This window comes from Streptomyces sp. NPDC014006, from assembly GCF_043088925.1.
In the GTDB taxonomy this organism is placed as follows: Bacteria; Actinomycetota; Actinomycetes; order Streptomycetales; family Streptomycetaceae; genus Streptomyces.
Genome location: NZ_JBICAJ010000001.1, coordinates 999,385 through 1,025,321, shown reverse-complemented (window position 1 = coordinate 1,025,321; position 25,937 = coordinate 999,385). Strand labels below are relative to the sequence as shown.

The following is a 25,937-nucleotide window of genomic DNA, read 5'->3' as shown; positions in this document are numbered from 1 at the left end:
GACACCGCCAGGACTCAGAGCTCGGGGCCGTCCCCGGGCTCTTCCTGGTAGGAGTAGCGCTGTTCCTTCCAGGGGTCACCGACGTTGTGATAGCCGCGCTCCTCCCAGAAGCCGCGGCGGTCGGCGGTCATGTACTCCACGCCGCGCACCCACTTGGGGCCCTTCCAGGCGTACAGATGGGGCACGACCAGGCGGAGCGGGAACCCGTGCTCGGCGGTCAGCAGCTCGCCGTCCTTGTGGGTGGCGAAGAGCGTGCGCTCGGCGGCGAAGTCGGCGAGGCGCAGATTGGAGCTGAAGCCGTACTCCGCCCACACCATCACATGGGTGACCTCGGGCGCGGGCGGCGCGATGTCCAGGATGACCCGGGCGGGGATGCCGCCCCACTCCGCGCCCATCATGCTGAACTTCGTCACACAGTGCAGATCGGCGACGACCGTGGTGTACGGCAGAGCCGTGAACTCCTCGTGGGCCCAGCAGTGCTTCGCGCCGTCGGCGGTGGCGCCGAACACCCGGAACTCCCAGCGTTCGGGCCGGAACTTGGGCACCGGCCCGTAGTGCGTGACCGGCCAGCCCTTCTGCACTCGCTGTCCCGGCGGAAGCTCGGACCGTGCTGCTTCTCCAGATTCTCGCTCCACCGGATGACCCATGTATCCATCCTGACAGACCGGGAGCGGTGCACAGGACCAGGCAGCCCCCGAACCGGACAAACAGCCACCAAATCCACTAAGCATGCACTTACTTACTAAGTGCGCACTTACTGGACGATCCACGAGGCCGGTGCAATCATGCCGCCGCAACCTCCCGATCCCCCAGGTGGAAGGAGCCCGCCGCGATGCAGGGCGACCCCGAGGTCATCGAGTTCCTCAACGAGCAGCTGACCGGTGAGCTGACCGCGATCAACCAGTACTTCCTGCACGCGAAGATGCAGGAGAACTTCGGCTGGACCAAGCTCGCCAAGTACACGCGGCACGAGTCGTTCGACGAGATGAAGCACGCCGAGGTGCTCACCGACCGGATCCTGTTCCTGGACGGGCTGCCGAACTACCAGCGGCTGTTCCATGTGCGGGTCGGACAGACGGTCACGGAGATGTTCCAGGCCGACCGCCAGATCGAGGTGGAGGCGATCGACCGGCTCCGGCGCGGCATCAAGGTGATGCGCGAAAAGGGTGACATCACGTCCGCGAACATTTTCGAGGACATCCTCGCCGACGAGGAACACCACATCGACTACCTCGACACCCAGCTGGAGCTGATCGAGAAGCTCGGCGAGGCGCTGTACCTCGCGCAGCTCATCGAGCAGCCGGAGAGCTAGGCCGCCGCAGGGCAGCCGGAACTAGGCGGCCTCGTCCAGGCCCTGCAGCTCGGCCAGTACCGGGCTGCCCTGGTCGGCGAGCTCGCGGCGGGGGCAGGAGCCCCGGCCCAGCAGCGCCTGGATGCGGCGGACGCAGGAGCCGCAGTCCGTGCCGGCCTTGCAGGCGGAGGCGATCTGGCGGGGGGTGCAGGCGCCGTTCTCCGCGTGCTGCTTGACCTGGGCCTCGGTCACGCCGAAGCAGCTGCAGACGAACACGCGGGTCACCTCCCGGTCGGTCGGGGTCGTGCCACTCCGACCCTTGATCGGTGAGGCTAACCTAACCTTACCTGCCGTGCGGGGGCCGTAAAAGAGCCATGGGGCGCGGATCGTATGTGATCCGCGCCCCACTTCTTGGCCGAAAACAACCCGTACCGAGCGGCCCCGTCACTGGCCGCCGTACAGGCCGCTCACTGGTCCCGGTACATCTCCGCGACCAGGAACGCCAGGTCCAGCGACTGGCTGCGGTTCAGCCGCGGGTCGCAGGCCGTCTCGTAGCGCTGGTGCAGGTCGTCGACGAAGATCTCGTCGCCGCCGCCCACGCACTCCGTGACGTCGTCGCCGGTCAGCTCCACGTGGATGCCGCCCGGGTGGGTGCCGAGCGCCTTGTGCACCTCGAAGAAGCCCTTGACCTCGTCGAGCACGTCGTCGAAGCGGCGGGTCTTGTGCCCCGAGGCCGCCTCGAAGGTGTTGCCGTGCATCGGGTCGGTCACCCAGGCCACGGTGGCGCCGGAGGCGGTGACCTTCTCGACCAGCTCGGGGAGCTTGTCGCGGATCTTGTCGGCGCCCATGCGGACGATGAACGTCAGCCGGCCCGGCTCGCGCTCGGGGTCGAGACGCTCGATGTACTGCAGCGCCTCCTCGGCCGTCGTGGACGGGCCGAGCTTGATCCCGATCGGGTTGCGGATCTTCGAGGCGAACTCGATGTGCGCGTGGTCCAGCTGCCGGGTGCGCTCACCGATCCACACCATGTGCGCCGAGACGTCGTACAGCTTCCCGGTGCGCGAGTCGACACGGGTGAGCGCCGTCTCGTAGTCGAGCAGCAGCGCCTCGTGCGAGGCGTAGAACTCGACCGTCTTGAACTCCTCCGGGTCCGTCCCGCAGGCGTGCATGAAGTTCAGCGCGTTGTCGATCTCGCGCGCCAGCTGCTCGTAGCGCTGCCCGGACGGCGAGGACCTCACGAAGTCCTGGTTCCAGGCGTGCACCTGGCGCAGGTCGGCATAGCCGCCCGTGGTGAAGGCGCGCACCAGGTTCAGCGTCGAGGCCGACGCGTGGTACATGCGCTTCAGACGCTCCGGGTCCGGCACACGCTGGGCCTCGGTGAACTCGAAGCCGTTGACGGAGTCGCCGCGGTAGGTCGGCAGCGTCACCCCGTCGCGGGTCTCGGTGGGCTTCGAGCGCGGCTTGGAGTACTGGCCGGCGATCCGGCCCACCTTCACCACCGGGACGGACGCGGCGTACGTCAGTACGGCGCCCATCTGGAGCAGCGTCTTGAGCTTGTTGCGGATGTGGTCGGCGGACACCGCGTCGAAAGCCTCGGCGCAGTCGCCGCCCTGGAGGAGGAACGCCTCTCCCTTGGCGACAGCCGCCATCCGGGCGCGCAGCTGGTCGCACTCGCCCGCGAAGACGAGCGGCGGATACGACTCGAGGTCCGCGATCACTGCGCGCAGAGCCTCGGGGTCGGGGTACTCGGGCTGCTGCGCCGCGGGCAGGTTTCGCCAGGTGTTGCCAGCGCCAGGGCTGGTTGCGTTCACGGTCACGCCCCCAACATTACGGGGTCGCCTGATGCCTCCATGCCCTGGCTCACAGGATGAGACGGACGGGTCCGCCGCGCGGTCGGCGCCCGGCGGACCCGTCCGGGCCTTCTCCGGCGGCCGTCAGTGCCGGTCCTGCACCGCCGGATCGGTGAACCCGACGGAGAACACCGTGCGCAGGGAGAGATCGCCCGCGCCCTGGTAGCCGAGGCACGCGTCACCCTCTTCGGTGGCGGCAGTGAACTCGGGATGCGCCGCCCGCAGGGTGCTGCCCGCGCAGATGCCCTCGGTCAGCCCCCATACCTCGTCGACCGGGTCGGCGTCGAGTTTCGGCCAATAGCTGAGGGCCTGCGGCGGACCCGCCGCCCAGTTGCCGCCCGCGCCGCAGCTGGTGCCGGCCCGGGTGTCGCCCACCCAGGTGTGCGAGTACACGCCCGGCTTGGTGCCGCAGCCCTTGTGGAAGGCGAAGTTCAGCACGCCCCCGCCGTCGGTCCAGGTCATGCCGCCCTGCAGGCCCCGGTAGCGGGAGGCGGCCCAGGCGTCCTCGATCACCGTCCTGCCGCCGGACATGTTGAGCAGGCCCGGGTAGGTGCCGGCACCGGCCGGGTTCAGCTGGTACCGCACGACGCGGCCGCCGTCGGCGTACCCCTGCCACTCGCCGGCGACCAGCTTGTAGGGCGCCCCTCCGGTCTTGTCGAGGGACAGCCAGGAGAAGCACAGCTGCTCGGGGTCGATGCTGTGGCCCGAGCAGTCCGAGGGGGTGCCCGCCTGCTTGTAGTAGTGCACCTGCGGCAGCACGTACGGGTAACCGCAGGCGCTGGAGCGGCCGGCGCCGTCGATGCCGTAGGAGCTCACGCCGGAACCGTAGGTGTCGACCTTGGCGAGCTTGTTGAGGTCGAAGACCCGGATGCCGTTGGCGGTGTCCGTGACGTACAGGTAGTTGGCGTACCAGACGATGCCGCCGCCGTGACCGGTGACGAACCGGAAGTTCGTGCCCGAGCCGGTGGGCTCGGCGAGCAGGACGTGCCGGTACTTGCCGGTGTCGCGGTCGAGCAGGGAGAGCTTGAGCAGGTTGTCGGTCCGGCAGCCGGTGGACGTCTCGTCGCTGAGCGTGCGGTAGTGCCAGGCGACGGCCAGGACGTGGCGGCCCTGGATGGTGCCGTCGGCGCCGTCGGCGGTGCCGGTGCTGCTCATGCCCTGCGGCCACCAGTGCGGGTTGGTGTCGTCGCCGTGGGTCTGCGACCAGCACCAGGCCGTCTTGGTGCCCACCGGAGGCAGGGCCTTGGTCTCGGTGCCGGCGCAGGAGCGCATCGAGCGCAGGTTCAGCCAGGGGTCGCTCGCACCGGCGGAGTTCCTGGTGAGGTCGGTGGTGACCACGTCGGAGAGAGAGGCGTGGCTGGTGAGGTAATTGGTGTAGAGGGTGTTCGCGGCCGACACCGAGCTGGTGTCGGTCAGCTTGAACTGGTCGGCGCCGAGCGAGAGTTTCGTCATCGTCGGCGCGTCCGCGGCCACGGCCGGCCGGACGGTCAGAGCCGTCAGCAGCGCCGCGATGGCCGCGAGCCAGGCGAGCAGCCTGGATCCCCGTATGAGTCCCAATGCACACCTTCCATGGAGTCGATAGGGACATGCCAAAGAGCAGACGGGGATCGTAACCCCGGCGGGGCATCGGGTAGGGTGCCGGGCATGTTCGCGCAACTCGTCCAGAACTGGTGGTGGACCGCTTCTCCGGCGGCCCACTGACTGCGCGTACGCAAGACTTCGCGAAGGCCGCCCGAGGGGCGGCCTTCGGTGTGTCCGGGGTCGTTCCTCTCCCTCTTCAGATCGAGAAGGACCGCCCATGAACCTCACGGACCTGCTGTCCGACCCCCGCCCCTTCGCCCTGCTGCGCCGCCGCACCCCGGGTCGGCGTCCGGACGTGGTCGAGCTGCTGATCGGCCCCGTCACGCACCACGACCGCCTCGCCGACCTGCCCGACGAGTGCCTGGCGCTGGTGCCGTTCCGGCAGATCCGCGAGCGCGGCTTCGACGTCCGCGACGACGGCACGCCGCTCGCGGTACTCGTCCCCGAGGAGCGGCACACGCTGCCCCTGGACACCGCACTGACCGAACTGCCCGGGCACGCGGTGCGGGTCGAGGGCGGCGGCTTCGACGTCGACGACGAGACGTACGGCGCGATCGTCGCCCGGGTGCTGCGCGAGGAGATCGGCCGGGGCGAGGGCGCGAACTTCGTCATCCGGCGCACCTACGAGGGCGACATCCCGGGGTTCGGCAGGGCCGACGCGCTCGCCCTGTTCCGGCGGCTGCTGGAGGGCGAGCGGGGCGCGTACTGGACGTTCGTCGTGCACACCGGGGACCGCACGCTCGTCGGCGCGAGTCCCGAGGTGCATGTGCGGATGTCCGGAGGGACGGTCGTGATGAACCCGATCAGCGGGACATACCGCTATCCCGCCGACGGACCGACGCCGGAGCACCTGCTCGACTTCCTCGCCGACGGCAAGGAGATCGAGGAGCTGTCGATGGTCGTCGACGAGGAGCTGAAGATGATGTGCACCGTCGGCGACATGGGCGGTGTCGTCGTCGGCCCGCGGCTGAAGGAGATGGCCCACCTCGCGCACACCGAGTACGAGTTGCGCGGCAGGTCGACGCTGGACGCGCGGGAGGTGCTGCGCGAGACGATGTTCGCGGCGACCGTGACCGGCTCGCCGGTGCAGAACGCCTGCCGGGTCATCGAGCGCCATGAGCCCGTCGGGCGGGACGGTGCGGGGCGCGGCTACTACTCCGGCGCCCTGGCGCTGCTCGGCCGGGACTCCGGCGGCGCCCAGACTCTCGACTCCCCCATCCTCATCCGCACCGCCGACATCGCCGCCGACGGGACGCTGCGCGTCGCGGTCGGCGCGACCCTGGTGCGCGGTTCGGACCCGGCCGGTGAGGTCGCCGAGACGCACGCGAAGGCGGCGGGTGTGCTTGCCGCGCTGGGCGTGCGCCCGTCCCGCCCGCGTGAGGAGCACACGCGCGTGCGCCTCGCCGACGATCCCCGCGTACGTGCCGCGCTCGACGGGCGCCGCGCCTCGCTCGCGCCGTTCTGGCTGCGGATGCAGGAGCCGTCGGCGGAGCTGACCGGGCACGCCCTGGTGGTGGACGGCGAGGACACCTTCACGGCGATGCTCGCGCACATGCTGCGGGCCGCCGGGCTCACCGTCACCGTCCGGCGCTACGACGAGCCGGACCTGCGTCGCGCGGTCCTCGCGCACGAGGGCCCGGTGGTGCTGGGCCCCGGCCCCGGCGACCCGTCCGACCTGGACGACCCCAAGATGCGCGTGCTGCGGGAGCTGACCGCGGCCGTCCTCGCCGAGCACCGGCACGGCGTCCTCGGTGTCTGCCTCGGCCACGAGCTGATCGCGGCCGAGCTGGGCCTGGAACTGGTGCGCAAGGAGGTGCCGTACCAGGGGGCGCAGACGGTGATCGACCTGTTCGGGCGCAAGGAGACGGTCGGTTTCTACAACAGCTTCGTCGCCCGCTGCGACGACGAGACGGCTGCGGGACTGGCCGCGCACGGCATCGAGGTGAGCCGCGGCCCGTCGCATGAGGTGCACGCGCTGCGGGGGCCGCGTCGTGCCGGAGGCGCGCCGAGGAACGCGGTCGCGGGCGTCCAGTTCCACCCGGAGTCCGTGCTGTCCATGAACGGCGCCAAGGTGGTGCGGGAGCTGCTGGGCCAGCTGCGCGGCACCGGCACGTTCTCCGAACAGCGGCCCGCGATGTAGTCCAGGACATTGCGCACCGTGGTGTCGGCGATCTGCCCGACGGCGTCCTCGGTGTAGTACGCCTGGTGGGAGGTGACCAGCACGTTCGGGAAGGTGACCGGGCGGGCCAGCGTCCTCGATGGCCTGAGGGACTTGTTCCGCATGCCGGACTCGACGCACGCCGGGTTCTCGGCGATGTCCCAGCCGAGCAGCCGCATGCCGAAGCCGTGGGCGATCCGGGCGACCGCCTCGCCGACCTTGCCGGTGCGGGCCCTGTCGCCGATCTCCCGTCGTCCGCCCGAAGGGCCAGGCGGGAGATCGGCGACAGGGCCCAGGGACCCCGGCGGTGCGGCCGTGCATGTCGCGGCCCATCGCTGGGCGATCATCCGGGTGCCCCCGGCCGCCAGGGTTTCGAGGACGCGGCCGCTCAGGTCGGCGTTGACGCTGGTGGAGACGGCGTCGTGGCCGGGCGGGACGGGGGCGGTGTCCTGGTCGAGGAACACCTCCAGGCAGCGCACCTCGTCCGACCGGCGAAGGCGGCCTCGATCAGGGGCCTTTCGTCGGCCTGAACACCGAAGGCCAGGATGTCCACGAGCTGTACCGTTCCGGTCGGTCGTGGGCCGGACATGCCGAACATACGGCCCTGGACCGCCGCCCACCGGTCAGCCGAAGAACACCCCGACCTCCTCGTAGAGCCGCGGCTCCACCCGCTTGATCCGGGCCGTCGCCTCGGAGATCGGCACCCGGACCACGTCCGTGCCGTGCAGCGCGACCATCATGCCGAAGTCCCCCTCGTGCACGGCGTCGATGGCGTGCAGGCCGAAGCGGGTGGCCAGCCAGCGGTCGAAGGGACTGGGCGAGCCGCCGCGCTGGATGTGGCCGAGGACCGTCGTGCGGGCCTCCTTGCCCGAGCGGTGCTCGATCTCCCGGGCGAGCCACTCACCCACCCCGGACAACCGCACCTGTCCGAGGCCGCCCTCCGCTGCGTGCTGCAGCACCATCGAGCCGTCCTTGGGCCGCGCCCCGTCGCCGACGACCACGATCGGCGCGTAGGACGCCCGGAAGCGGGAGGTGACCCACGCGCACACCTCGTCGACGTCGAAGGGCTGCTCCGGGATGAGGATGACGTTCGCGCCGCCGGCCAGGCCGGAGCGCAGCGCGATCCAGCCCGAGTCGCCGCCCATCACCTCGACCACGAGCACCCGTTTGTGGGACTCGGCGGTGGTGTGCAGCCGGTCGATCGCCGCGGTCGCGACGGAGACGGCCGTGTCGTACCCCACCGTGTAGTCGGTGCCGGACAGGTCGTTGTCTATGGTCTTCGGTACGCCGACCAGGGGCAGCCCGTACTCGTCCGCGAGGCGTGCCGCGGTGCCGAGCGTGTCCCGGCCGCCGATCGTGATCAGCGCCTCCACGTCGTGCTTGGCGAGGTTCTCCCGGATCCGGCGCACTCCGTCCGGGTGGTCGAGCGGATGGCTGCGCGAGGAGCCGAGGATGGTGCCGCCGCGCGGGAGGGTGCCGCGCACCTGGGGGATGCCGAGCGGGACGGTCTCCCCGTCCAGGGGGCCGCGCCAGCCGTCCGCGAAGCCGACGAACTCGTCGCCGTACTCCTGGACGCCCTTGCGGACGACGGCGCGCACCACGGCGTTGAGGCCCGGGCAGTCACGGCCTCCGGTCAGTACTCCGACGCGCATGGGATGTCCCTTCGCGGACCTCAAGCTGCTGCTCCCCACGAGCTGCTGCTGTCCACGCTAGCGGTGTGACGGGGCCGTGCGCGGGCGACTCACTCGTCGTCGAGACCGCGCTCTATCGCGTACCGCACCAGCTCCACCCGGTTGTGCAGCTGGAGCTTGCCGAGGGTGTTCTGGACATGGTTCTGCACGGTGCGGTGGGAGATGACGAGGCGTTCGGCGATCTGCTTGTAGCTCAGCCCCTTGGCGACGAGCCGCAGCACCTCGGTCTCGCGCTCGGTGAGCCGGGGCGCGCGCGGCTCGTCGGTGTCCTGGGCGGGCGCGGGCTCGGAGGCCAGGCGGCGGTACTCGCCGAGGACCAGCCCGGCCAGGCCCGGCGTGAAGACGGGGTCGCCGGCCGCGGTGCGGCGCACGGCGTCGAGCAGCTCCTCGGTGGAGGCCGACTTCAGCAGATAGCCGGTGGCGCCGGACTTCACCGCCTCCAGTACATCGGCGTGCTCGCCGCTCGCGGACAGCACCAGAACGCGCAGCGCCGGGTCGGCGGCGACGACCTCCTTGCAGACCTGGACGCCCGGCTTGGCGGGCAGGTTGAGGTCGAGGACGAGCACGTCGGGGGCGGCGGCCCTGGCACGGCGTACGGCCTGCTCGCCGTCACCGGCGGTGGCGACCACCTGGAAGCCGGACTCCCCCAGGTCGCGGGCGACCGCGTCACGCCACATCGGGTGGTCGTCGACCACCATGACCCTGATCGGGTCCTGCTGCTCACTCATCGCTGTTCCGCCTTCCCCCGTGCGGCCTTCGCCTTCGGTACCTTCAGTTCCACTTCGGTGCCCTGCCCGGGCGTCGAGATCAGTTCGGCGCTGCCGCCGAGGTCGCGCAGCCGGCCGCGGATCGACAGGGCGACCCCGAGCCGCCCCTCCCCCTCGGCCTGCGCGAGCCGTCCCTCGGGGATGCCGGGGCCGTCGTCGCGCACGGTCACGACGATCTCGTCGGGCTCGTCCTCCAGCAGGATCCAGGCCCGCGCGCCGGCACCCGCGTGCCTGCGGACGTTGTCCAGCGCCGCCCCGACCGCCGCGGCCAGCTCCCGCGCGGCGGCCGGCGGCAGCGGCACGGGCGCGCCGGGCTCGGCGAAGGAGACCCGGTCCGCGGCGTACGGCGCGAGCAGCGTGCGCAGGTCGACCTGGCCGGTGTCGTCGTCCGGTTCCTCCACGGCCCGCACGAACGCCCCCTCGGCGGCGTCCTCGGACACCCGCGAGACGGGCACCAGACCGCCGGAGACCAGGGTGCGCAGCGCCACCTCCTGCTCGCCGGCCAGCCGGCCCAGTTCGCCGGCCTCACCGCCGAGCGCGGCGCCGCGCCGCTTCACCATGGCCAGCACCTGGAGCACGCTGTCGTGGATGTCCCGGGCGAGCCGCTCCCGTTCCCTGGTCGCGGCCTCGATCTCCAGGGCCCGGGCCAGGGTGCGTTCGGAGGCGCGGGCCACCTCGACGACGTAGCCGATGGCGATGGAGGCCACCCAGACGAGGATCACGTTGTGGACGGTGTCGCGGGCCGGGGCGCCGCGCTCGAGAAGGTTCGCGACGGCGACGAGGGTGGAGGCGTACGCCGCCCAGCGCCAGCCGCCCTTGATGGCGAAGGCCAGCACGGCACCGGCGGTCCATATCGACGGCAGCGTGGGACCGCCGTCCATGATCCGCTGGTGGGCGTCGGCGAGCGGGGTGAGCAGGATGCCGGCGAGCGCCACGGCCAGGTCGGCGGCGAGGAAACGCCGGGTGCAGGCCCCCGCGTTCGCGACGCTGGGCAGGGTGGCGAGGGTCCACACGCACAGCACCGCGTAGTAGGCGATGGCCAGCCAGGGGCGGGTGAAGCGGTCGTAGGCGGTGGCGAACAGGCCGACCGCGTACAGCATGGTCAGCACCCGGTAGGCGGTCAGCGCACGCCACAGCGGCAGCTCGACCGACATGCGCATGACTCTCTCGCGTCTGGCCACGTCCCCCACCCCCGTCGGCCCGCAGGCGTCCTAAGCGTCCTGCTCCTTCTTGGCCTGTTCCTTCTCGGCCTTCGCCAGCGCGGCCTCGGCCTCCTTCTGCGCCTTCGCCGCCTCCGCGATCTGCCGCTTGGCGGCGGTCGCGTACATGTCGACGTACTCCTGGCCGGAGAGCTTCATGATCTCGTACATGACCTCGTCGGTCACCGCGCGCAGTACGAAGCGGTCGTGCTCCATGCCCTGGTAGCGGGAGAAGTCGAGCGGCTTGCCGATGCGGATGCCCGGCCGCATGACCTTCGGGACGATCTTCCCGGGCGGCTGGATCTTCTCCGTGTCGATCATGGCGACGGGGATCACGGGGGCGCCGGTGGCCAGCGCCACGCGCGCGAGGCCGCCCGGCTTGCCGCGGTAGAGGCGGCCGTCGGGCGAGCGGGTGCCCTCGGGGTAGATCCCGAACAGCTCGCCGCGCTCCAGCACCTCGATACCGCTCTTGATCGCGGCCTCACCGGCGCCGCGCGCCCCGGAGCGGTCCACCGGGAGCTGCCCGACGCCCTTGAAGAACGCGGCCGTCAACCGGCCCTTGACCCCGGGGGTGGTGAAGTACTCGGCCTTCGCGATGAACGTGACCTTGCGGTCGAGCACCGCGGGCAGGAAGAACGAGTCGGAGAAGGAGAGGTGGTTGCTCGCCAGGATCGCCGGGCCGTCGGCCGGGACGTTCTCCAGGCCTTCCACCCAGGGCCGGAAGACAAGCTTCAGCGACCCTCCGACGGAAACCTTCATCGCGCCGTACAACAACCGAGTGCCTCCTGTATGTGTCGAACAGACCATAACCCGGAGGGCCGCGAAGAGCCCGACGCCCCTGGTCGGTGTCAGTGCCGTCGCGTACGGTGAAGCTCACCTGGAAGTCTCGGGAGTCGTGCACACCCTTCTCACGAACAGGAGACCGACCGTGCCGGTCCTTCCTGGAGCCGAGCCGTACCGCCACGAGGGCGGGGAGGTGGGGGTCCTCCTCTGCCACGGCTTCACCGGTTCCCCCCAGTCGTTGCGCCCCTGGGCGGAGTACCTCGCCGAGCACGGGCTGACCGTCTCGCTGCCGCTGCTGCCGGGGCACGGCACCCGCTGGGAGGACATGCAGGTCACCGGCTGGCCGGACTGGTACGCGGAGGTGGACCGCGAGCTGCGCGCCCTGCGCGAGCGGTGCGCGCGCGTCTTCGTGGCCGGCCTTTCCATGGGCGGCGCGCTCGCCCTGCGCCTCGCGGCGCGGCACGGGGACGCGGTGGAGGGCATCGTCGTCGTCAACCCGGGGAACAAGGTGCACGGCGTCGCCGCCCACGCCCTGCCCGTCGTACGCCACCTGGTGCCGGCGACGAAGGGCATCGCCAGCGACATCGCCAAGCCCGACAGGACCGAGCTGGGCTACGACCGGGTGCCGCTGCACGCGGCGCACTCGCTGCGGAACTTCTTCCGGCTGGTCGACGGCGAGCTGCCGCAGGTCACCCAGCCACTGCTGCTCCTGCGCAGCCCGCAGGACCATGTGGTCCCGCCGGCCGACTCGGCGCGCATCCTCAGCCGGGTGTCGTCCACGGACGTCACGGAGATCCTGCTGGAACAGAGCTACCACGTGGCGACGTTGGACCACGACGCGGACCGCATCTTCGCCGAGAGCCTCGCGTTCATCGGCCGGCTCGCACCCAGCTTCGGCAAGGAAGGGACGGCGGCAGGTGGCTGAGCACGACTCGGAGCGCGAGGAGCGAGAGGGCCGCGACGAGCGCGAGCCTCAGGAGCAGAGCGTCCCCTTCGACGAGGAGGCCGCCTGGAAGGCGATCGTCGCCGCCTACGGCGAGGAGCCGCCGGACCCTCCGGGCAGCAGACCGTTCCGGTCGGTGGAGGATCTGGCACTGCCGGAACCCGCCAGGGACGACGAGCCCGAGGAGCAGCGCAAGCCGGCGAAACCGGCCCGGCCGCTGGGCAGCTCGATCTCCTTCGCTCCCGGCCTCGGCCCGCGCGACCACAGCGTGCCCGAACCCTCCGACGACGACTTCGACGAGGACGACGACGGCCACTTCGTCCCGCCGGAGCCGCCGCCGCTGCCCGACGCGGACGCCACGGCGAAGTTCGCCTGGCTCGGCGTGGTCGGCGGCCCGCTGCTGCTCCTGCTGGCGGTCCTCCTGCGCTGGGACATGACCTGGTGGCTGACGACCCTGTCGGTCGGCGGCTTCCTCGGCGGCTGCGCGACGCTGGTGATGCGGATGCGGACGGACGAGGACGACGACGGGGACCCCGGGCGCGGGGCCGTCGTCTGACGTTCCCTACTGCGCGGGGATCTTGAGGGCGGCCAGGACCGGCATATGGTCGGTGGCCGCCCTCAGGTCTGCCTCCGTGACGCCCGGGGCGCCGAGCGGCACCCCGCAGCCGAGCACCTCGACGCCCTGCGTGACGAAGACCGCGTCGATGCGCTGGTAGGGGTCGGCGGAGGTCCAGGTGTCCGTACCGCCCCAGCGCGCGACGGTGTGGCAGTCCTGGAGGTCCCCGGCGAGGCGGCGGAAGGTGGGCCCTTCGGGCCGCTCGTTGACGTCGCCGCCGACGACCGTGTGCGTGACGCCCATCGCCGCGAGCCGGTCCAGGAGCATGCCGCCCTGCGTGTACCGCTCGTCCTTGTCGAGGGACAGATGGCAGCTGATCACGCCGAGCCGGACCCCGCCGAAGCGGACCACGGCCGTGGCCAGACCGCGGCGGTGCAGGCCGGGGGTGGGAGGCAGCAGAACGTCCTCGGTGCGTTCGACGGTGGCGCGCAGGTTGCTCAGGATCGCCGGTCCCGTGGTCGTCGCGCCGCCGGTGACCATGACCAGGTCCGCCGCGTGGGCGAGCCGGGCGAGCTTCTTGCGCCAGCGGAAGAAGCGGGGGGCCTCCTGGATGAGGACCAGGTCGGGGGCGCAGGCGCGGATGACGCGGGCGAGGGCGTCGGTGTCGTCGCGCATCGAGCGGATGTTGTAGCTCAGGACGCGGATGGTCGCAGAACCGTCGGGCTCTGCGCGGGAGTTGGGGAGCGGCTCCATGTGGATCAATCTACGCCCAACGGCTCGGGGCGCGGGGACCGTACGCGACTGCCGGTTCGTGGTGGCTGGTCGCGCAGTTCTCCCGCGCCCCTTCAGGTCGGCACGGTGGCCGCCGGGTGGAGCGTGGACGTCACATGATCGGGTCGGGCTCGCGGGCCAGGTCCGCCGCGCCCACCATCCCCGCCTTGTTGCCCAGTTCCGCGGCCCGCACCTCGGCCACCGGACGCCAGTTGCCGCCGACCAGCCAGCGCTTGTACGACTTGCGGATCGGGTCGAGGACCAGCTCGCCCTCGTCCGACAGGCCGCCGCCGACGATGAAGGCGGACGGGTCGAAGAGGGAGGCGAGGTCGGCCAGGCCCGCGCCGACCCAGCGGGCCAGCTCGCGGTAGGAGTCGACGGCGACCTTGTCGCCCTGGCGGGCGGCCACGGAGATGTGCTTGCCCTCGATGCCGTCGGGGCTGCCGTCGCCGAGGCCGAGCAGGATCTCGGCGCGCTCCGGGGTGGCGTTGGCGCGCTGCCGGGCGTAGCGCACGAGGGCGCGGCCGGAGGCGTACTGCTCCCAGCAGCCCTGCGATCCGCAGCCGCACAGCAGGCCGTCCGGCACCATCCGGATGTGGCCGAACTCCGCGGCCACGCCGAAGTGGCCGCGGCGCAGCTTGTTGCCGATGATGATGCCGCCGCCGAGACCGGTGCCGAGCGTGATGCAGATGACGTTGCGGTGGCCCTTGCCCGCGCCGAACTTGTACTCGCCCCACGCGGCGGCGTTGGCGTCGTTCTCCACGACGACCGGGAGGCCGGTGCGCGCCTCGACCTTCTCCTTCAGCGGCTCGTTGCGCCAGTCGATGTTGGGCGCGAAGTAGACCGTGGACCGCTGCCGGTTGACGTATCCGGCGGCGCCGATGCCCACACCGACGATCTCGTGCCCCGCGCGTGCGCCCTCCACCGCCGAGGCGATGGCGTCGATGATGGCCTCGGGCGTGGTGGGGGTCGGCACCTTGAAGGTCGAGAGGATGTTGCCTTCCTCGTCGACCACGCCGGCCGCGATCTTCGTGCCGCCGATGTCGACGCCGATGGTGAGTCCCATGAATCCCTCAGTTTCGGTCGAGCCCCGCTACGGCCCACGGTACCCGAGCCGTTTGCCCTCGGGTTGCCGTCGTCCGCCCGGTGGACCCGGCGCCGACACGGGCGGGGCTCAATCGAGGTCGATGCGCTGCCCGGGACCGTCGTCGTCGCCGCGCCCCCGCAGGTCGTCGTCCAGGTCGCTCGCGCCGGCCGTCCAGCGCTTCTCCTGGGCCTGGACGGCGGAGCGGTAGGCGGCGAGCAGCTCGCTGCCGGCGGCGGCGAGGTGGTCGAAGACGTCCGGGTTGCGTTCGATGACCGGCTCGACGGCGGCCTTGGCCTGCTGCACGACCTGCCGCACCACCTCCTGGGCGGCCGGCCCGGCGACCGAGCCGAGCAGCGGTGACTGGATACCGGTGAGCTTTTCGGCGACCGAGTCGACCAGCTTCTTCAGCTCCTCGGCGGCCGAGCCGGGGGGCGGGCCGTGCTGTGTGCGACGGCGGGCCTTCTCCTCCGCCAGGTCCTCCGCGCAGGCGGCGGCCCAGGCGTCGGCGTCGGTGGCGCGGAACTCCTCGCCGGCGCTCTCCTGCTCACCGGCACCGGACGGGGGGCGCTCTTCGCTCATGACGCACTCCTGACTACGGCTGGTCCTTACGACGTTACCCGAACGGTGGTACGCGGTTCACCGCTCGCGGGGCCACAGCGCGGGGTCGGGCACGAACCGGACGCGCAGCTCGCCGTCGCGCAGGGCGGCGCCGTCGACGGTGCAGCGGCGCAGGGCCGAGGGCAGCGGGACGATACGGCGGAAGGGGCCCGCGCTGACGACGAGTTCGTCGCCGCGCCGCACGAGGTCGAGTTCCTCCCGTACGGCGCCGGGCAGGGCGAGGTGCCAGACGAGGACGCCGTCGTCGGCGATGTGGTCGGTGAGTGACCACTCGACGGGGGCGGGCTCCGCGCCGGCGCCCGGTACGGCCAGGGCGGTGAGGTCGTCGGTGCCACGTGGGTCACGGCCCAGGTGGGCGGTCTCCCGCACCGGTCCGTAGGCCTCCCGCCACTCCTCCAGGGCCTTGCGCTGCTGGGCGACGGGACCGGCCAGCCAGGAGGCGGCGGCGTCCTCCGGCAGGACCCGTGCCGCGATGACGGACTCCACGGGCAGGGCGCGCAGGGCGAGGCCGAGGGCGGCGGTGCGCAGGGCGTCGGTGCCGGCCGGGCCGGGTTCGGCGACGAGGCGTACGGCGGTGTGCCGGTCGGCGAGGACGGCCTCGACCGCCGCCAGCTCGGTGTCCCAGCGGCCGGCGGTGTCGTACAGCCACTCGGCCGGCATGGGGACGCCGGCCAGGCGGCCGAGGACCGGGCGCAGCGCGCGGGCGGCCTGCCGCTCCGGCGGGAGCAGGCGGCGCAGGTAGCGGCGCAGCTCCTCGGGGAGGGAGAGCAGGGCGAGGGCCTGCGGCGTGGGCGGCAGGTCGACGACGAGGAGGTCGTGGGTCTCGGCGAGGGCGGCGTCGCGCAGGGCGCGCAGCAGGGTGAGTTCCTCGGCGCCGGGCAGCGGGGTGACCTCTTCGGGGTCCAGACGGGAGGCGCCGAGCAGGTCGAGGACGTTCGCGGCGCGGTTCTGGAAGCCGGTGAGGTCGTCTCGGAAGCCGGCGGTGGCGTCGGGACGCCAGGCGGTGAGCTGCGGGGCCACCTGGCGGGGCACCGGTCCGGTGGGGGTGCCGAGGGCGGCGCCGAGGGTGTCGGTGCGGTCGGCACTCAGGACGAGCGTGCGGGTGCCCTCCCGGGCGGCGGTGAGTGCGGTGGCAGCGGCGACCGTCGTACGGCCACTGCCACCGGGACCGGTGATCAAGAGGGTGCGCATGGGGGTGAACGGTACCGAAGCCGACGTCGGCCGTGCGCTCGCCGGTGCTGCAACCCCCTGGGGGCGCGTGGAACCGGGCGACCTGCCACCCACGGCCCGCGGTCGGCGTGCGTCAGGAGCGAGCCTCTCAGGAGCCGCTACCGCCCCGACTCGACCCGCTTCTTCAGCCCCGCCAGGGCCCGGTCGATGATGACCTTCTCGGCCTTGCGCTTGATCATGCCCAGCATGGGGATCTTGACGTCGACCGTCAGCGAGTAGGTGACCTCGGTCGACCGCGCACCCACCGGCTTGAGCAGGTACGAGCCGTCCAGCGACCGCAGCATCTGCGACTTCACCAGCGTCCAGGAGACCTCGTCGCCCCCGGTCCAGGTGTAGGCCAGCGTCTGGTCGTCCTTGATCGCACCCGCGTCCATCACGAGCCGCACCTGCTCCGCGCGGCCCGCCTCGTCGGTCTTGAGGACCTCCGCCTCCTTCACCTCACCGGTCCAGTCGGGATAGCGCGCGAAGTCGGCGATGACCGCCATGACGTCGGCCGGTGCCGCCTCGATCACGATGCTCGAGCTGGTGTGTTCCGCCATCGCCGTGGCTCCTCCAGATGCGGGCCGGTTGGGACAGGTAACAGGTGCGGTGTGAAGGCTACCGCGCCCGCGACCAGCCTCCTTCACCGCCGGTCACCACTGAAGCGCCCACGGCTTCCCGGTCCCCGCGAAGTGCCCGACGTTCACACACTCGGTGGCCCCGATCCGCATCCGCTTCACCAGCGGCTGGTGCACGTGCCCGAACAGCGCGTACCGCGGCCGGGTGCGCCGGATCGCGTCCAGCAGCGCGCGGCTGCCCCGCTCGAAACGGCGCGCGACGGTGTCGTAGACCAACTCCGGTACCTCCGGCGGGATGTGCGTGCACAGCACGTCGACCTCGCCGACCGCCTCGATCTTGGCGGCGTACTCCTCGTCGGAGATCTCGTGCGGCGTGCGCATCGGCGTGCGCAGCCCGCCGCCGACGAAACCGAAGGTCCAGCCGCCGATCTCGACGCGCTCGCCGTCGAGGACGGTGGTGCCGGGGCCGGCGTACTCCTTCCACAGCGTCGGCATGTCGACGTTGCCGTAGGTGGCGTACGTCGGCGTGGGGAACGCCGCGAACAGCTCCGCGTACTGCCGCCGCACCGCCTGCTCGATCACCGCGGCGCGCTCGCCCTCGATGCCCGCCCACAGCCGGGCGCCCAGCTCGCGTGCCTCCTCGAACCGGCGGGCGGTGCGCAGGGAGACGAGGCGGCCGGCGTTCTCGGTGCCGAACAGGTCGGGGAAGATGCCGCGGGAGTGGTCGGCGTAGTCGAGGAAGAGAATGAGATCACCCAGGCAGACCAGGGCGTCGGCACCGTCGCCGGCCCGGGCCAGGTCACGGGCGTTGCCGTGCACGTCACTGACCACATGAACACGTGTCCTGCGCCTGCCGGCCGGTGGGGATGACATGGCGATCAAGCGTAGGCGCAGCGATGCACCTGTGAACAGTGGCAGCCGGGCCTGCGGTTACTGGCTAGTCAGGAAAGCCGTGGACTACTGTGCGCAAAGGAACACCAATCTGTGTGACGCAGCGAACATCTCGCCGGGACCCCCTGTCGAAGAAGCCATACCGGCGGGTAACGTCCGGGCCGTCCAGTCGTGCTCAGGATTTCAACCAGTGGGCTCCCCATCCTCCTGGCGTCCTCCCGAGCATCTGACCGAGCCTTGGACCGGACCGTCGCATCACACAACGTCGTGGCGCCGGCGCCCTATGAGGAGCAGCAGTCTTGCGCGAGTTCAGCCTTCCGGCTTTGTACGAGGTCCCTGCGGACGGAAACCTGACCGACATCGTCCGCAGAAACGCCGCGCAGCACCCGGACGTCGCCGTCATCGCCCGTAAGGTCGAAGGGGCCTGGCAGGACGTGACGGCCACGGCGTTCCTGGCCGAGGTGCACGCCGCCGCCAAGGGCCTGATCGCCTCCGGCGTCCAGCCGGGCGACCGGGTGGGCCTGATGTCCCGCACCCGCTACGAGTGGACGTTGCTGGACTTCGCAATCTGGAGCGCCGGCGCGATCACCGTGCCGGTGTACGAGACCAGCTCCCCGGAGCAGGTGCAGTGGATCCTGTCCGACTCGGGCGCCATCGCCTGCATCACCGAGCTGGACACCCACACCGCCGCCGTGGAGTCGGTGCGCGAGCAGCTGCCCGCGCTCAAGCACGTCTGGCAGATCGAGGCCGGCGCCCTCGAGGAGCTGGGCCGGGTCGGGCGGGACGTCTCCGACGAGACGGTGGAGGAGCGCGGCTCGCTCGCCAAGGCCGACGATCCGGCGACGATCGTCTACACCTCCGGCACCACCGGCCGTCCCAAGGGCTGTGTGCTCACCCACCGCAGCTTCTTCGCCGAGTGCGGCAACATCGTCGAACGGCTGCGCCCGCTGTTCCGCACCGGCGAGTGTTCGGTCCTGCTCTTCCTGCCGCTCGCGCACGTCTTCGGCCGGCTGGTGCAGATCGCGCCGATGATGGCGCCCATCAAGCTGGGCTGCGTCCCGGACATCAAGCACCTCACCGACGAGCTGGCCGCCTTCCGGCCGACGCTGGTCCTCGGCGTGCCGCGCGTGTTCGAGAAGGTGTACAACTCCGCGCGCGCCAAGGCGCAGGCCGACGGCAAGGGCGCGATCTTCGACAAGGCGGCCGACACCGCGATCGCCTACAGCAAGGCCCTGGACACCCCGTCGGGTCCGTCCCTCGGCATGAAGGTCAAGCACAAGGTCTTCGACAAGCTGGTCTACAGCAAGCTGCGCGCGGTCCTCGGCGGCCGCGGCGAGTACGCCATCTCCGGTGGCGCCCCCCTCGGTGAGCGCCTCGGCCACTTCTTCCGCGGCATCGGCTTCACGGTGCTGGAGGGCTACGGCCTGACCGAGTCCTGCGCGGCGACCGCGTTCAACCCGTGGGACCGGCAGAAGATCGGCACGGTCGGCCAGCCGCTGCCCGGCTCCGTGGTCCGCATCGCCGACGACGGCGAGGTGCTGCTGCACGGCGAGCACCTGTTCAAGGAGTACTGGAACAACCCGGGCTCGACCGCCGAGGCGCTGGCCGACGGCTGGTTCCACACCGGTGACATCGGCACCCTCGACGAGGACGGCTACCTGCGGATCACCGGCCGCAAGAAGGAGATCATCGTCACGGCGGGCGGCAAGAACGTCGCGCCGGCCGTGATCGAGGACCGGATCCGGGCGCACGCGCTGGTCGCGGAGTGCATGGTGGTGGGCGACGGGCGGCCGTTCGTGGGCGCGCTGGTCACCGTCGACGAGGAGTTCCTCGGTCGCTGGGCCGCCGAGCACGGCAAGCCCGCCGGTGCCACGGCGGCGTCCCTGAAGGACGACCCGGATCTGCTGGCGGCGATCCAGGCGGCGGTCGACGACGGCAACGCGGCCGTGTCGAAGGCGGAGTCGGTGCGGAAGTTCCGGATCCTGTCCCGCCAGTTCACCGAGGAGTCCGGCCATCTGACTCCGTCGCTGAAGCTGAAGCGGAACGTGGTGGCGAAGGACTACGCGGACGAGATCGAGGCCCTTTACGCGAAGTAGGGGCGCCTTCCAGGGTGCCGGGTTCTGCGTTGGCGCTTTCCCATGTCGTTGGCTGGTCGCGCCCGCGCGGCGGAGCCGCATGCCGACACAGCCCCGCGCCCCTGGGTGGGCTGCACTACAGCAGCGTTTTCAAGTTCTCCGCCAGCAGGTCCCAGCGCCACTTCTCCTCGACCCACTGGCGGCCCCGCTCCCCCATCCGCCGGCGCAGTTCCGCGTCGGCGAGGAGGGCGACGATGCGCTCGGCGGCCTCGTCGGGGGAGCCGCCGCGCACGACCCAGCCGGTCTCCCCGTCGAGGACGGCGTCGGGCGCCCCGCCGGAGTCCCCGGCGACGACGGGCAGTCCGGTCGCGGAGGCCTCCAGGTAGACGATCCCGAGGCCCTCGACGTCGAGCCCCCCGCGGCGCGTCCGGCACGGCATGGCGAACACGTCCCCGGCGCCGAAGTGGGCGGGCAGGTCCGACCAGGGCACGGCACCGGTGAAGACCACCGAGTCCGTGACCCCCGTCTGCGCGGCCAGGCGGCGCAGGTCCTTCTCGTACGGCCCGCCGCCGACGATCAGCAGCACCGCGTCCGGCTCGGCGGCCAGGATGCGCGGCATGGCCTGGATGAGCGTGTCCTGCCCCTTGCGCGGCACCAGCCGTGAGACGCACACGACGACGGGCCGGTCGGTGAGCCCCAGCCGGGCCCGCACCTGGTCGCCCCCCGACGCCGGGTGGAAGGTCTTCTCGTCGACGCCGGGCGGCAGTTGCACCATCCGCGCGGCCGCCTCGGGAGTCAGCGCGCCGGCGATCCGCGCACGCGTGTACTCGCCGAGGTAGGTGATCGTGTCGGTGCTCTCGCCGATCCGGCGCAGCAGCCGCCGGGCGGCGGGCAGCTGGGCCCAGCCGGCCTCGTGCCCGTGGGTGGTGGCGACCAGCCGCCGCGCGCCGGCCCTGCGCAGCGCCGGCGCCATCAGCCCGAGCGGCGCGGCCGCCCCGAACCACACCGATGTGCACCCGTGCTCGCGCAGCAGCCCGACCGCCCGCCGGGTCGCCCCGGGCGTCGGCAGCAGCATCGTCGTGGAGTCGCGTACGACGGTGAAGGGCTGCTCGGCGTCGAAGGCGGCGGTCGCCTCGGCGCCCTCCCGGCCGCGCTTCCAGGTGGAGGCGTAGACGACGACCCGCCCGGGGTCCAGCCGGAGCGCCATGTTGTGCAGGAAGGCCTGGATGCCGCCCGGCCGGGGCGGGAAGTCGTTCGTCACGATCAGGGTCTTGTGCATCGCCGCCGACCCTACAAGAGCCCCCGTATGTGGCAGGCACCCAGCCGGGCACGCCATCATGTTCTGCAAGCTGGTATTCGAACGGACGGGGATCACGTGAAGACGACGGCCACCAGGTGGTCCCTGACCGGGCTGCTCGGCGTGTGGGCGGCGACCCGGCTGTTGCTGCTGCTGTTCGTCTTCCGGGTGTACGTCTTCCCCGGCCCGGACGTGACCAGCGACGTGTGGGTGATCTACCAGGGCTGGTACGACGTCCTGCGCGGCGGAACGTTCCCGCAGCAGGACGTCACCTGGCAGTACCCGCCCGCGGCCGCGCTGGCGATCCTCTCCCCCGCCGCGCTGCCCTTCCTCGGCTACGCGCACGGCTTCTTCGTCCTCGCCTTCCTCGCCGACCTGGTGACGCTCGCGCTGCTCGTGTACGCGGGCCTGCGCCCCGGCAAGTCGCTGTGGGGCCCCTGGGTGTGGGTGGTCGGCGTCCCGCTGCTCGGCCCGACGGTGTACGCCCGCTACGACGTGATGGTGACCGCGGTGGCCGTGGCCGCGCTGCTCGCCGGTGTGCGCCGGCCACGGCTGATGGGGGCGCTGGCCGCCTTCGGGGCGATGCTGAAGGTGTGGCCGGCACTGCTCCTGGTCGGCGTGTGGGGCGCGGCCCGGCGACGGGCGTGGACGACGGCCGCGGTGACCGCGGCGGTGCTGGCGGCCCTCCTCGCCGTCTGGATGCCCGGCGCCTTCGCCTTCCTCACCGCCCAGCGGGACCGGGGCACCGAGGTGGAGTCCCTCGGCTCGATGGTCTTCCATGTGGCCCGGCACTTCGGGTGGAACGGGCAGGTGCTGCTGAACTACGGCTCGGTGGAGTTCCTCGGCCCCTACGTCCAGGTCGTGAGCACGGCGGCGCTGGCGCTGACCGGGGCGGTGTTCGCCTGGCTGCTGCTGTGGAGGGTGCTGGCGTCCGAGTTCTCGCCGCACTCCCTGGCGGACGCGGCGTTCACCGCCGTGCTGCTGTTCACCACGACCAGCCGGGTGATCAGCCCGCAGTACCTGGTGTGGCTGGTGGGTCTGGCGGCGGTGTGCCTGTGCTTCCGCTCGACCCGGATGCGGTGGCCGGCGGCGCTCGTGCTGGCGGCGACGCTGTTCACGGTGCTGGAGTTCCCGGTGCACTTCGGCAACGTGGTCGCGAGCGACAACCTGGGCATGACACTGCTGTTCGCCCGCAACGGCCTGCTGGTCGCCGCCACGGCCACCGCCGCCGTCCTGCTGTGGCGCTCGACGGTCCCGCCTGCGCCCCGCAAGGCGGTCCCCGCACAGGCCGCCGACCCGAACAGGACCCCGGTCGCCTCCTGAGCCGGTCCCCGGGCACCCTCCGGGCCGGGCCCGGTCGGCTCCTCGAGCCCACGCCGGTCGCCGCCGAGCCGGGCCTCAGGCGGCCCGTACCAGGGAGGCCGTCTCCTCCTGCGGCGCCGGGGAGCGCCGCAGCAGCAGCGCCACCGCCGCGCACTGCACGGCCATCGCCAGCGCGAGCGCCAGGCACACCCCCGGCAGACCGAGCCCGGCCAGCACCAGGGCGAGCGGCAGTTGGACGGCCGTACCGGCGAGGGTGATCCGCAGCAGCGCGGGCGCTCCGCCGCTGCCCTCGAAGACCCCGCCGAGCGCGATGAAGCAGGCCATCAGCAACAGGTAGGGGCCGACGCAGCGCAGGAAGAGCACGCCGTCGTGGGCCACCGCGGGCCCGGCGCCGAAGGCGGCCATGATCCAGGGGGCCGCGAGGGCGAGCAGCGCGGACGCGGCGAGGCCCACCGTGCCGGAGACCAGCACGGCCTGCCGGCCGATCGCCCGCCGCGCGTCGCGGCCCTCGCCCCGGGCGTGCGCGGTGTGGATCGAGGCCGCCTGCCTGACCGAGTAGAAGGCCATGGTCGCCACGTACATGACCTTGTAGGCGATGGCGTACGCGGCCACCGCCGTCACCCCGATCCGCGCCACGATCGCGACGAGGACGAGCGCGCCGGTCTGCCGCACGGTGAAGTCGGCGGACATCGGCAGCCCGGTGACCAGGGTCCGTCGCAGGGCGGCCGGGACCGGCTCCGTGGCCGCCACGGCGCCGGCCGCGCGCAACAGGGCGTTGCGGCGCAGCGTGACGAACCCGGCGGCGAGCGCGACGCAGCGGCACGCGACGGTGGAGGCGGCGGCGCCCCGGATGCCGTAGAGGTGGATGAAGAGCGGGTCGGCGACCAGGATCAGGCCATTGGCGAGCAGGGCGAGGCGCATCGGGGTGCGGGTGTCGCCGGTGCCCTTGAGGACGGCGTCGAGAAGTTGCTGGGCGAAGAAGACGGCGACGCCGGGCAGGGAGACGGCGAAGTAGGCCGTGGCGAGCGCAACCGCGGCCCCGTCCCCGCCGCCGAGCACCAGCCGGGCCAGCGGCTCGCGCAGCAGGAACCCGCCCACCACGACCACCGGTGTGACGACCCCGAACAGCGCCCATCCGCCCCGTACTGCCGAGCGCACCGCCCCCGGATCTTGCGCGCCCCGGGCGTGGGCGACCAGCACGGTCGTCCCGGAGGCGAAGACGAGGGCCACCCCCAGCAGCACGTTCTCGGTGTTGGTGGCCACGGCCACGGCGGCCACGGCGGGTCCGCCGAGCCGGGAGACCCAGACGGTGTCGATGATCCCGGCGGCGACCGAGGCCAGCAGGGAGAAGTAGACCGGGTGGGCCAGTGCGATCAGTTGCCTGCGATGTGCGTCCAAGACGTCCCCCTCGACCCTCATACCTCGAAACGAGGTAGCTCGACCAGAGGTACCATGGCGCGGAGGCCACCCGCAAGGAGGATGCGTGCTGGAGCTGTCGATCCTGGGCTTTCTCGCCGAGGAGCCGTTGCACGGCTACGAGCTGAAGGAGCGCATCAAGGCGCTTCAAGGTCACGTCCGCCCGGTGAGCGACGGCGCGCTGTATCCGGCGATCACCCGTCTGGTCGCCGCCGGCAAGCTCGGCCAGCACACCGAGGAGGGCGCGAGCGCGGCCCCCCGGCGGGTGCTCTCCCTCACCGAGGCCGGCCAGGCGGACCTGCTGGAGCGCCTGCGGCGGCCGAAGCGGGTGGAGATCACCGACCAGGTCCGCTTCAACGTGGTCCTGGCGTTCCTGCGCCACCTGCCGGACCGCACGGAGCAGGCGGCCGTCCTGCGCCGCCGGCTCGAGTTCCTGCAGACCCCCTCGAGCTTCTTCTACCGGGACGGCAGCCCGGTGCGCGCGGAGGAGGCCGGCGACCTGTTCCGCCAGGGCATGCTGCGCGTGGCCCGGGCGACCGGCGAGGCGGAGCGGGCGTGGCTCAGGGAGGCGATCGACCTGCTGGAGCAGCCCGGCTGACCGCCCGACGACCTCCTGGAGCAACCCGCCGGCCGCCCGGCCCGGGGCGCCGCTCTCAGCCCAGCTGCACCCGCAGGTAGTCCCGCCACTGTGCGGTGAAGTCCGGCAGGGTCACGCCGAGCGTCGTCCGCATCGCGTCCTCCACCGCCCCGGCCCGCACCCGGTGCTCGCCCACCGCGCGGTAGAACGCGCGCAGCCGCGCCTCCCCCCACCGCTCGGCGATCATCCGGCAGGCCAGCCAGCCGCTCTCGTACGCCCGCGCCAGCCGCCCGGCGTCCCCGGCGAAGCCGAAGTCCCGGTCGCCGGGCAGCGCGGCCGGCACCTCGCCGTCGGCCACCGCCCGCTGGAGCTCCGGCGCGGCCTGCACGGCGGTGCGTCCGCTGCCGCGGTAGCCGACCCAGTCGGCGTACCCCTCCGACAGCCACAGCGGCGTCGCGGCGTCGGTGGCGCGCCGGGTGGCGACGTGCGTGGTCTCGTGCGTGAGGACCACCTGCCGGCCGAGCGTGCCGAGCATGCCGTACGCGTCGGGGTTGACGATGACCCGGTCGGCGGCCGCCTTGGCCGGCGCCCCGGTCTCGCCGGTGGTGACGGCGGCGATGCCGCGGTAGGAGGAGGCGGGCGAGCCGAGCAGCCGTGCCATCCCGTCCAGCGACTTCGGTACCAGCACCACGATCCGGCCGGGCCAGTTCGCTCCCCAGGCGTCGGTCACGGCGGGCACCGCCCGGTCGGCGAGCGAGACGTAGGCGCGCAGTTGCCCGTCGGGCCGGCCGACGCCCAGCACGAGGCTGTGCTGCCCGCGCACGACCCGTACCGTGCCCTGGTCCCACAGTTGGTCGGCGGAGTTCGGCGCGGGCCGGTCGGCGGCGACCGACCACCGGCCGTCCGGGGAACGGGTGAGCGTGAGCGTACGTCCCGCCGTCACCGGCGCCTGGTCGTAATCCCGCACCCGGTAGCGCAGCTCGGCGTCCACGGTCGCGGTGGCACCGCTGCGGCGCACCCCCGTGACCCGGTACGACCACGAGGTGAGCGGCACCTCCCGCACCGCGGCGAACCCGGCCCGCGTGCCCGTGGCGCCGTAACCCGCCGCGTCGTGGTGCAGCACCGCCTCGGCCCGCCGGTCGAGCAGACGCTGCACCTCGGCCCGCACACCGTCGGCGCCGGGCCGCCCGCCGCACCCCACGAGCAGCAGGCACACCGAGACGAGAACCGACACCCCCGACGCACGCCCTCGACCAGCCACCTTCCCGAGGGTACG

Annotated in this window: 25 protein-coding genes and 1 pseudogene; 8 read left to right on the top strand and 18 right to left on the bottom strand. The window is 72.3% G+C overall.

Translation table 11 applies throughout. The annotated features are described in order from the left end of the window. Positions 1-14 precede the first annotated feature (14 nt). Positions 15-647: a sulfite oxidase-like oxidoreductase gene (locus ACF1GV_RS04715; RefSeq protein WP_391677828.1), complete on the bottom strand. Its 633-nt coding sequence runs from the start codon at positions 645-647 to the stop codon at positions 15-17. A 185-nt stretch (positions 648-832) separates the two neighbouring features. On the opposite strand from ACF1GV_RS04715, the gene bfr reads away from it, so the two are divergent. Beyond that, positions 833-1,312: a bacterioferritin gene (gene bfr, locus ACF1GV_RS04710; RefSeq protein WP_363267152.1), complete on the top strand. Its 480-nt coding sequence runs from the start codon at positions 833-835 to the stop codon at positions 1,310-1,312. A gap of 21 nt (positions 1,313-1,333) precedes the next feature. Here bfr and ACF1GV_RS04705 read toward each other — a convergent pair whose 3' ends face one another. The 3 genes from ACF1GV_RS04705 to ACF1GV_RS04695 form a co-directional block, all read right to left on the bottom strand. Continuing rightward, a complete protein-coding gene (locus ACF1GV_RS04705) occupies positions 1,334-1,576 on the bottom strand; it encodes a bacterioferritin-associated ferredoxin (protein WP_391677826.1) in 243 nt (80 codons plus the stop codon). Positions 1,577-1,758: 182 nt separating this feature from the next. After that, positions 1,759-3,108, bottom strand: coding sequence for a class II 3-deoxy-7-phosphoheptulonate synthase (locus tag ACF1GV_RS04700; protein ID WP_391677824.1), 1,350 nt, complete (start codon positions 3,106-3,108; stop codon positions 1,759-1,761). A gap of 117 nt (positions 3,109-3,225) precedes the next feature. After that, the gene (locus ACF1GV_RS04695) at positions 3,226-4,698 is read right to left on the bottom strand and encodes a hypothetical protein (protein WP_391677822.1); all 1,473 of its coding nucleotides are present in this window, start codon (positions 4,696-4,698) and stop codon (positions 3,226-3,228) included. Positions 4,699-4,710: 12 nt separating this feature from the next. Between ACF1GV_RS04695 and ACF1GV_RS04690 the strand changes: the two genes are divergently transcribed. Both ACF1GV_RS04690 and ACF1GV_RS04685 read left to right on the top strand, forming a co-directional pair. Further along, positions 4,711-4,842 carry a trp operon leader peptide gene (locus ACF1GV_RS04690; RefSeq protein WP_391677819.1) on the top strand — a complete coding sequence of 44 codons (132 nt, stop codon included), beginning with the start codon at positions 4,711-4,713 and terminating at the stop codon, positions 4,840-4,842. A gap of 97 nt (positions 4,843-4,939) precedes the next feature. After that, positions 4,940-6,862 (top strand): anthranilate synthase family protein, encoded by a 1,923-nt coding sequence (locus tag ACF1GV_RS04685; protein ID WP_391677818.1) that lies wholly within the window; start codon positions 4,940-4,942, stop codon positions 6,860-6,862. Here the strand turns inward: ACF1GV_RS04685 and ACF1GV_RS04680 are convergent. The 5 genes and pseudogenes from ACF1GV_RS04680 to ACF1GV_RS04660 all read right to left on the bottom strand — a co-directional run. Further along, positions 6,817-7,433: pseudogene (locus tag ACF1GV_RS04680) on the bottom strand (hypothetical protein); the annotation flags it as partial. The gene ACF1GV_RS04685 and the pseudogene ACF1GV_RS04680 overlap by 46 nt on opposite strands. A gap of 70 nt (positions 7,434-7,503) precedes the next feature. Next, positions 7,504-8,532, bottom strand: a complete 1,029-nt coding sequence (locus tag ACF1GV_RS04675; RefSeq protein ID WP_391677816.1) for a 6-phosphofructokinase — start codon at positions 8,530-8,532, stop codon at positions 7,504-7,506. Between the two features lie 89 nt (positions 8,533-8,621). Continuing rightward, complete coding sequence (locus ACF1GV_RS04670; RefSeq protein WP_363267144.1) at positions 8,622-9,299, bottom strand: response regulator transcription factor; 678 nt, start codon at positions 9,297-9,299, stop codon at positions 8,622-8,624. Further along, the gene (gene macS / locus ACF1GV_RS04665; protein WP_391677813.1) at positions 9,296-10,519 is read right to left on the bottom strand and encodes a MacS family sensor histidine kinase; all 1,224 of its coding nucleotides are present in this window, start codon (positions 10,517-10,519) and stop codon (positions 9,296-9,298) included. The genes ACF1GV_RS04670 and macS overlap by 4 nt, the downstream gene beginning before the upstream one ends. A gap of 30 nt (positions 10,520-10,549) precedes the next feature. Continuing rightward, positions 10,550-11,296, bottom strand: a complete 747-nt coding sequence (locus tag ACF1GV_RS04660) for a lysophospholipid acyltransferase family protein (protein ID WP_363267142.1) — start codon at positions 11,294-11,296, stop codon at positions 10,550-10,552. A gap of 169 nt (positions 11,297-11,465) precedes the next feature. Between ACF1GV_RS04660 and ACF1GV_RS04655 the strand changes: the two genes are divergently transcribed. Together ACF1GV_RS04655 and ACF1GV_RS04650 are read left to right on the top strand one after the other, a co-directional pair. Further along, positions 11,466-12,245, top strand: a complete 780-nt coding sequence (locus ACF1GV_RS04655; RefSeq protein WP_391677812.1) for an alpha/beta hydrolase — start codon at positions 11,466-11,468, stop codon at positions 12,243-12,245. Beyond that, positions 12,238-12,819 carry a hypothetical protein gene (locus ACF1GV_RS04650; RefSeq protein ID WP_391677810.1) on the top strand — a complete coding sequence of 194 codons (582 nt, stop codon included), beginning with the start codon at positions 12,238-12,240 and terminating at the stop codon, positions 12,817-12,819. Before ACF1GV_RS04655 ends, ACF1GV_RS04650 begins: the two co-directional genes overlap by 8 nt. A gap of 6 nt (positions 12,820-12,825) precedes the next feature. Here ACF1GV_RS04650 and ACF1GV_RS04645 read toward each other — a convergent pair whose 3' ends face one another. The 6 genes from ACF1GV_RS04645 to ACF1GV_RS04620 form a co-directional block, all read right to left on the bottom strand. Then, positions 12,826-13,572: an endonuclease/exonuclease/phosphatase family protein gene (locus ACF1GV_RS04645; RefSeq protein WP_391677809.1), complete on the bottom strand. Its 747-nt coding sequence runs from the start codon at positions 13,570-13,572 to the stop codon at positions 12,826-12,828. A gap of 130 nt (positions 13,573-13,702) precedes the next feature. Next, on the bottom strand, positions 13,703-14,656 hold the full coding sequence (locus ACF1GV_RS04640; protein WP_363267138.1) for an ROK family glucokinase: 954 nt from the start codon (positions 14,654-14,656) through the stop codon (positions 13,703-13,705). 108 nt (positions 14,657-14,764) lie between these two features. After that, positions 14,765-15,256, bottom strand: coding sequence for a DUF5304 domain-containing protein (locus tag ACF1GV_RS04635; protein ID WP_391677807.1), 492 nt, complete (start codon positions 15,254-15,256; stop codon positions 14,765-14,767). A 57-nt stretch (positions 15,257-15,313) separates the two neighbouring features. After that, positions 15,314-16,486, bottom strand: coding sequence for an ArsA family ATPase (locus ACF1GV_RS04630; protein WP_391677804.1), 1,173 nt, complete (start codon positions 16,484-16,486; stop codon positions 15,314-15,316). Positions 16,487-16,623: 137 nt separating this feature from the next. Further along, on the bottom strand, positions 16,624-17,064 hold the full coding sequence (locus tag ACF1GV_RS04625; RefSeq protein ID WP_391677802.1) for an SRPBCC family protein: 441 nt from the start codon (positions 17,062-17,064) through the stop codon (positions 16,624-16,626). Positions 17,065-17,157: 93 nt separating this feature from the next. Continuing rightward, on the bottom strand, positions 17,158-17,955 hold the full coding sequence (locus ACF1GV_RS04620) for a metallophosphoesterase (RefSeq protein WP_391677800.1): 798 nt from the start codon (positions 17,953-17,955) through the stop codon (positions 17,158-17,160). A 317-nt stretch (positions 17,956-18,272) separates the two neighbouring features. Between ACF1GV_RS04620 and ACF1GV_RS04615 the strand changes: the two genes are divergently transcribed. Continuing rightward, positions 18,273-20,069: an AMP-dependent synthetase/ligase gene (locus ACF1GV_RS04615; RefSeq protein ID WP_391677798.1), complete on the top strand. Its 1,797-nt coding sequence runs from the start codon at positions 18,273-18,275 to the stop codon at positions 20,067-20,069. Between the two features lie 115 nt (positions 20,070-20,184). Here ACF1GV_RS04615 and ACF1GV_RS04610 read toward each other — a convergent pair whose 3' ends face one another. Next, a complete protein-coding gene (locus ACF1GV_RS04610) occupies positions 20,185-21,327 on the bottom strand; it encodes a glycosyltransferase family 4 protein (RefSeq protein WP_391677795.1) in 1,143 nt (380 codons plus the stop codon). Positions 21,328-21,423: 96 nt separating this feature from the next. Here ACF1GV_RS04610 and ACF1GV_RS04605 point away from each other — a divergent pair, with 96 nt between their 5' ends. After that, on the top strand, positions 21,424-22,668 hold the full coding sequence (locus tag ACF1GV_RS04605; protein ID WP_391677793.1) for a glycosyltransferase 87 family protein: 1,245 nt from the start codon (positions 21,424-21,426) through the stop codon (positions 22,666-22,668). Positions 22,669-22,743: 75 nt separating this feature from the next. On the opposite strand, the gene ACF1GV_RS04600 is transcribed toward ACF1GV_RS04605, so the two are convergent. After that, on the bottom strand, positions 22,744-24,066 hold the full coding sequence (locus ACF1GV_RS04600) for an MATE family efflux transporter (protein WP_391677791.1): 1,323 nt from the start codon (positions 24,064-24,066) through the stop codon (positions 22,744-22,746). Between the two features lie 85 nt (positions 24,067-24,151). Between ACF1GV_RS04600 and ACF1GV_RS04595 the strand changes: the two genes are divergently transcribed. Further along, the gene (locus tag ACF1GV_RS04595) at positions 24,152-24,682 is read left to right on the top strand and encodes a PadR family transcriptional regulator (RefSeq protein ID WP_391677790.1); all 531 of its coding nucleotides are present in this window, start codon (positions 24,152-24,154) and stop codon (positions 24,680-24,682) included. 55 nt (positions 24,683-24,737) lie between these two features. On the opposite strand, the gene ACF1GV_RS04590 is transcribed toward ACF1GV_RS04595, so the two are convergent. Further along, positions 24,738-25,922, bottom strand: coding sequence for a hypothetical protein (locus ACF1GV_RS04590; RefSeq protein ID WP_391677788.1), 1,185 nt, complete (start codon positions 25,920-25,922; stop codon positions 24,738-24,740). Positions 25,923-25,937: the final 15 nt, after the last annotated feature.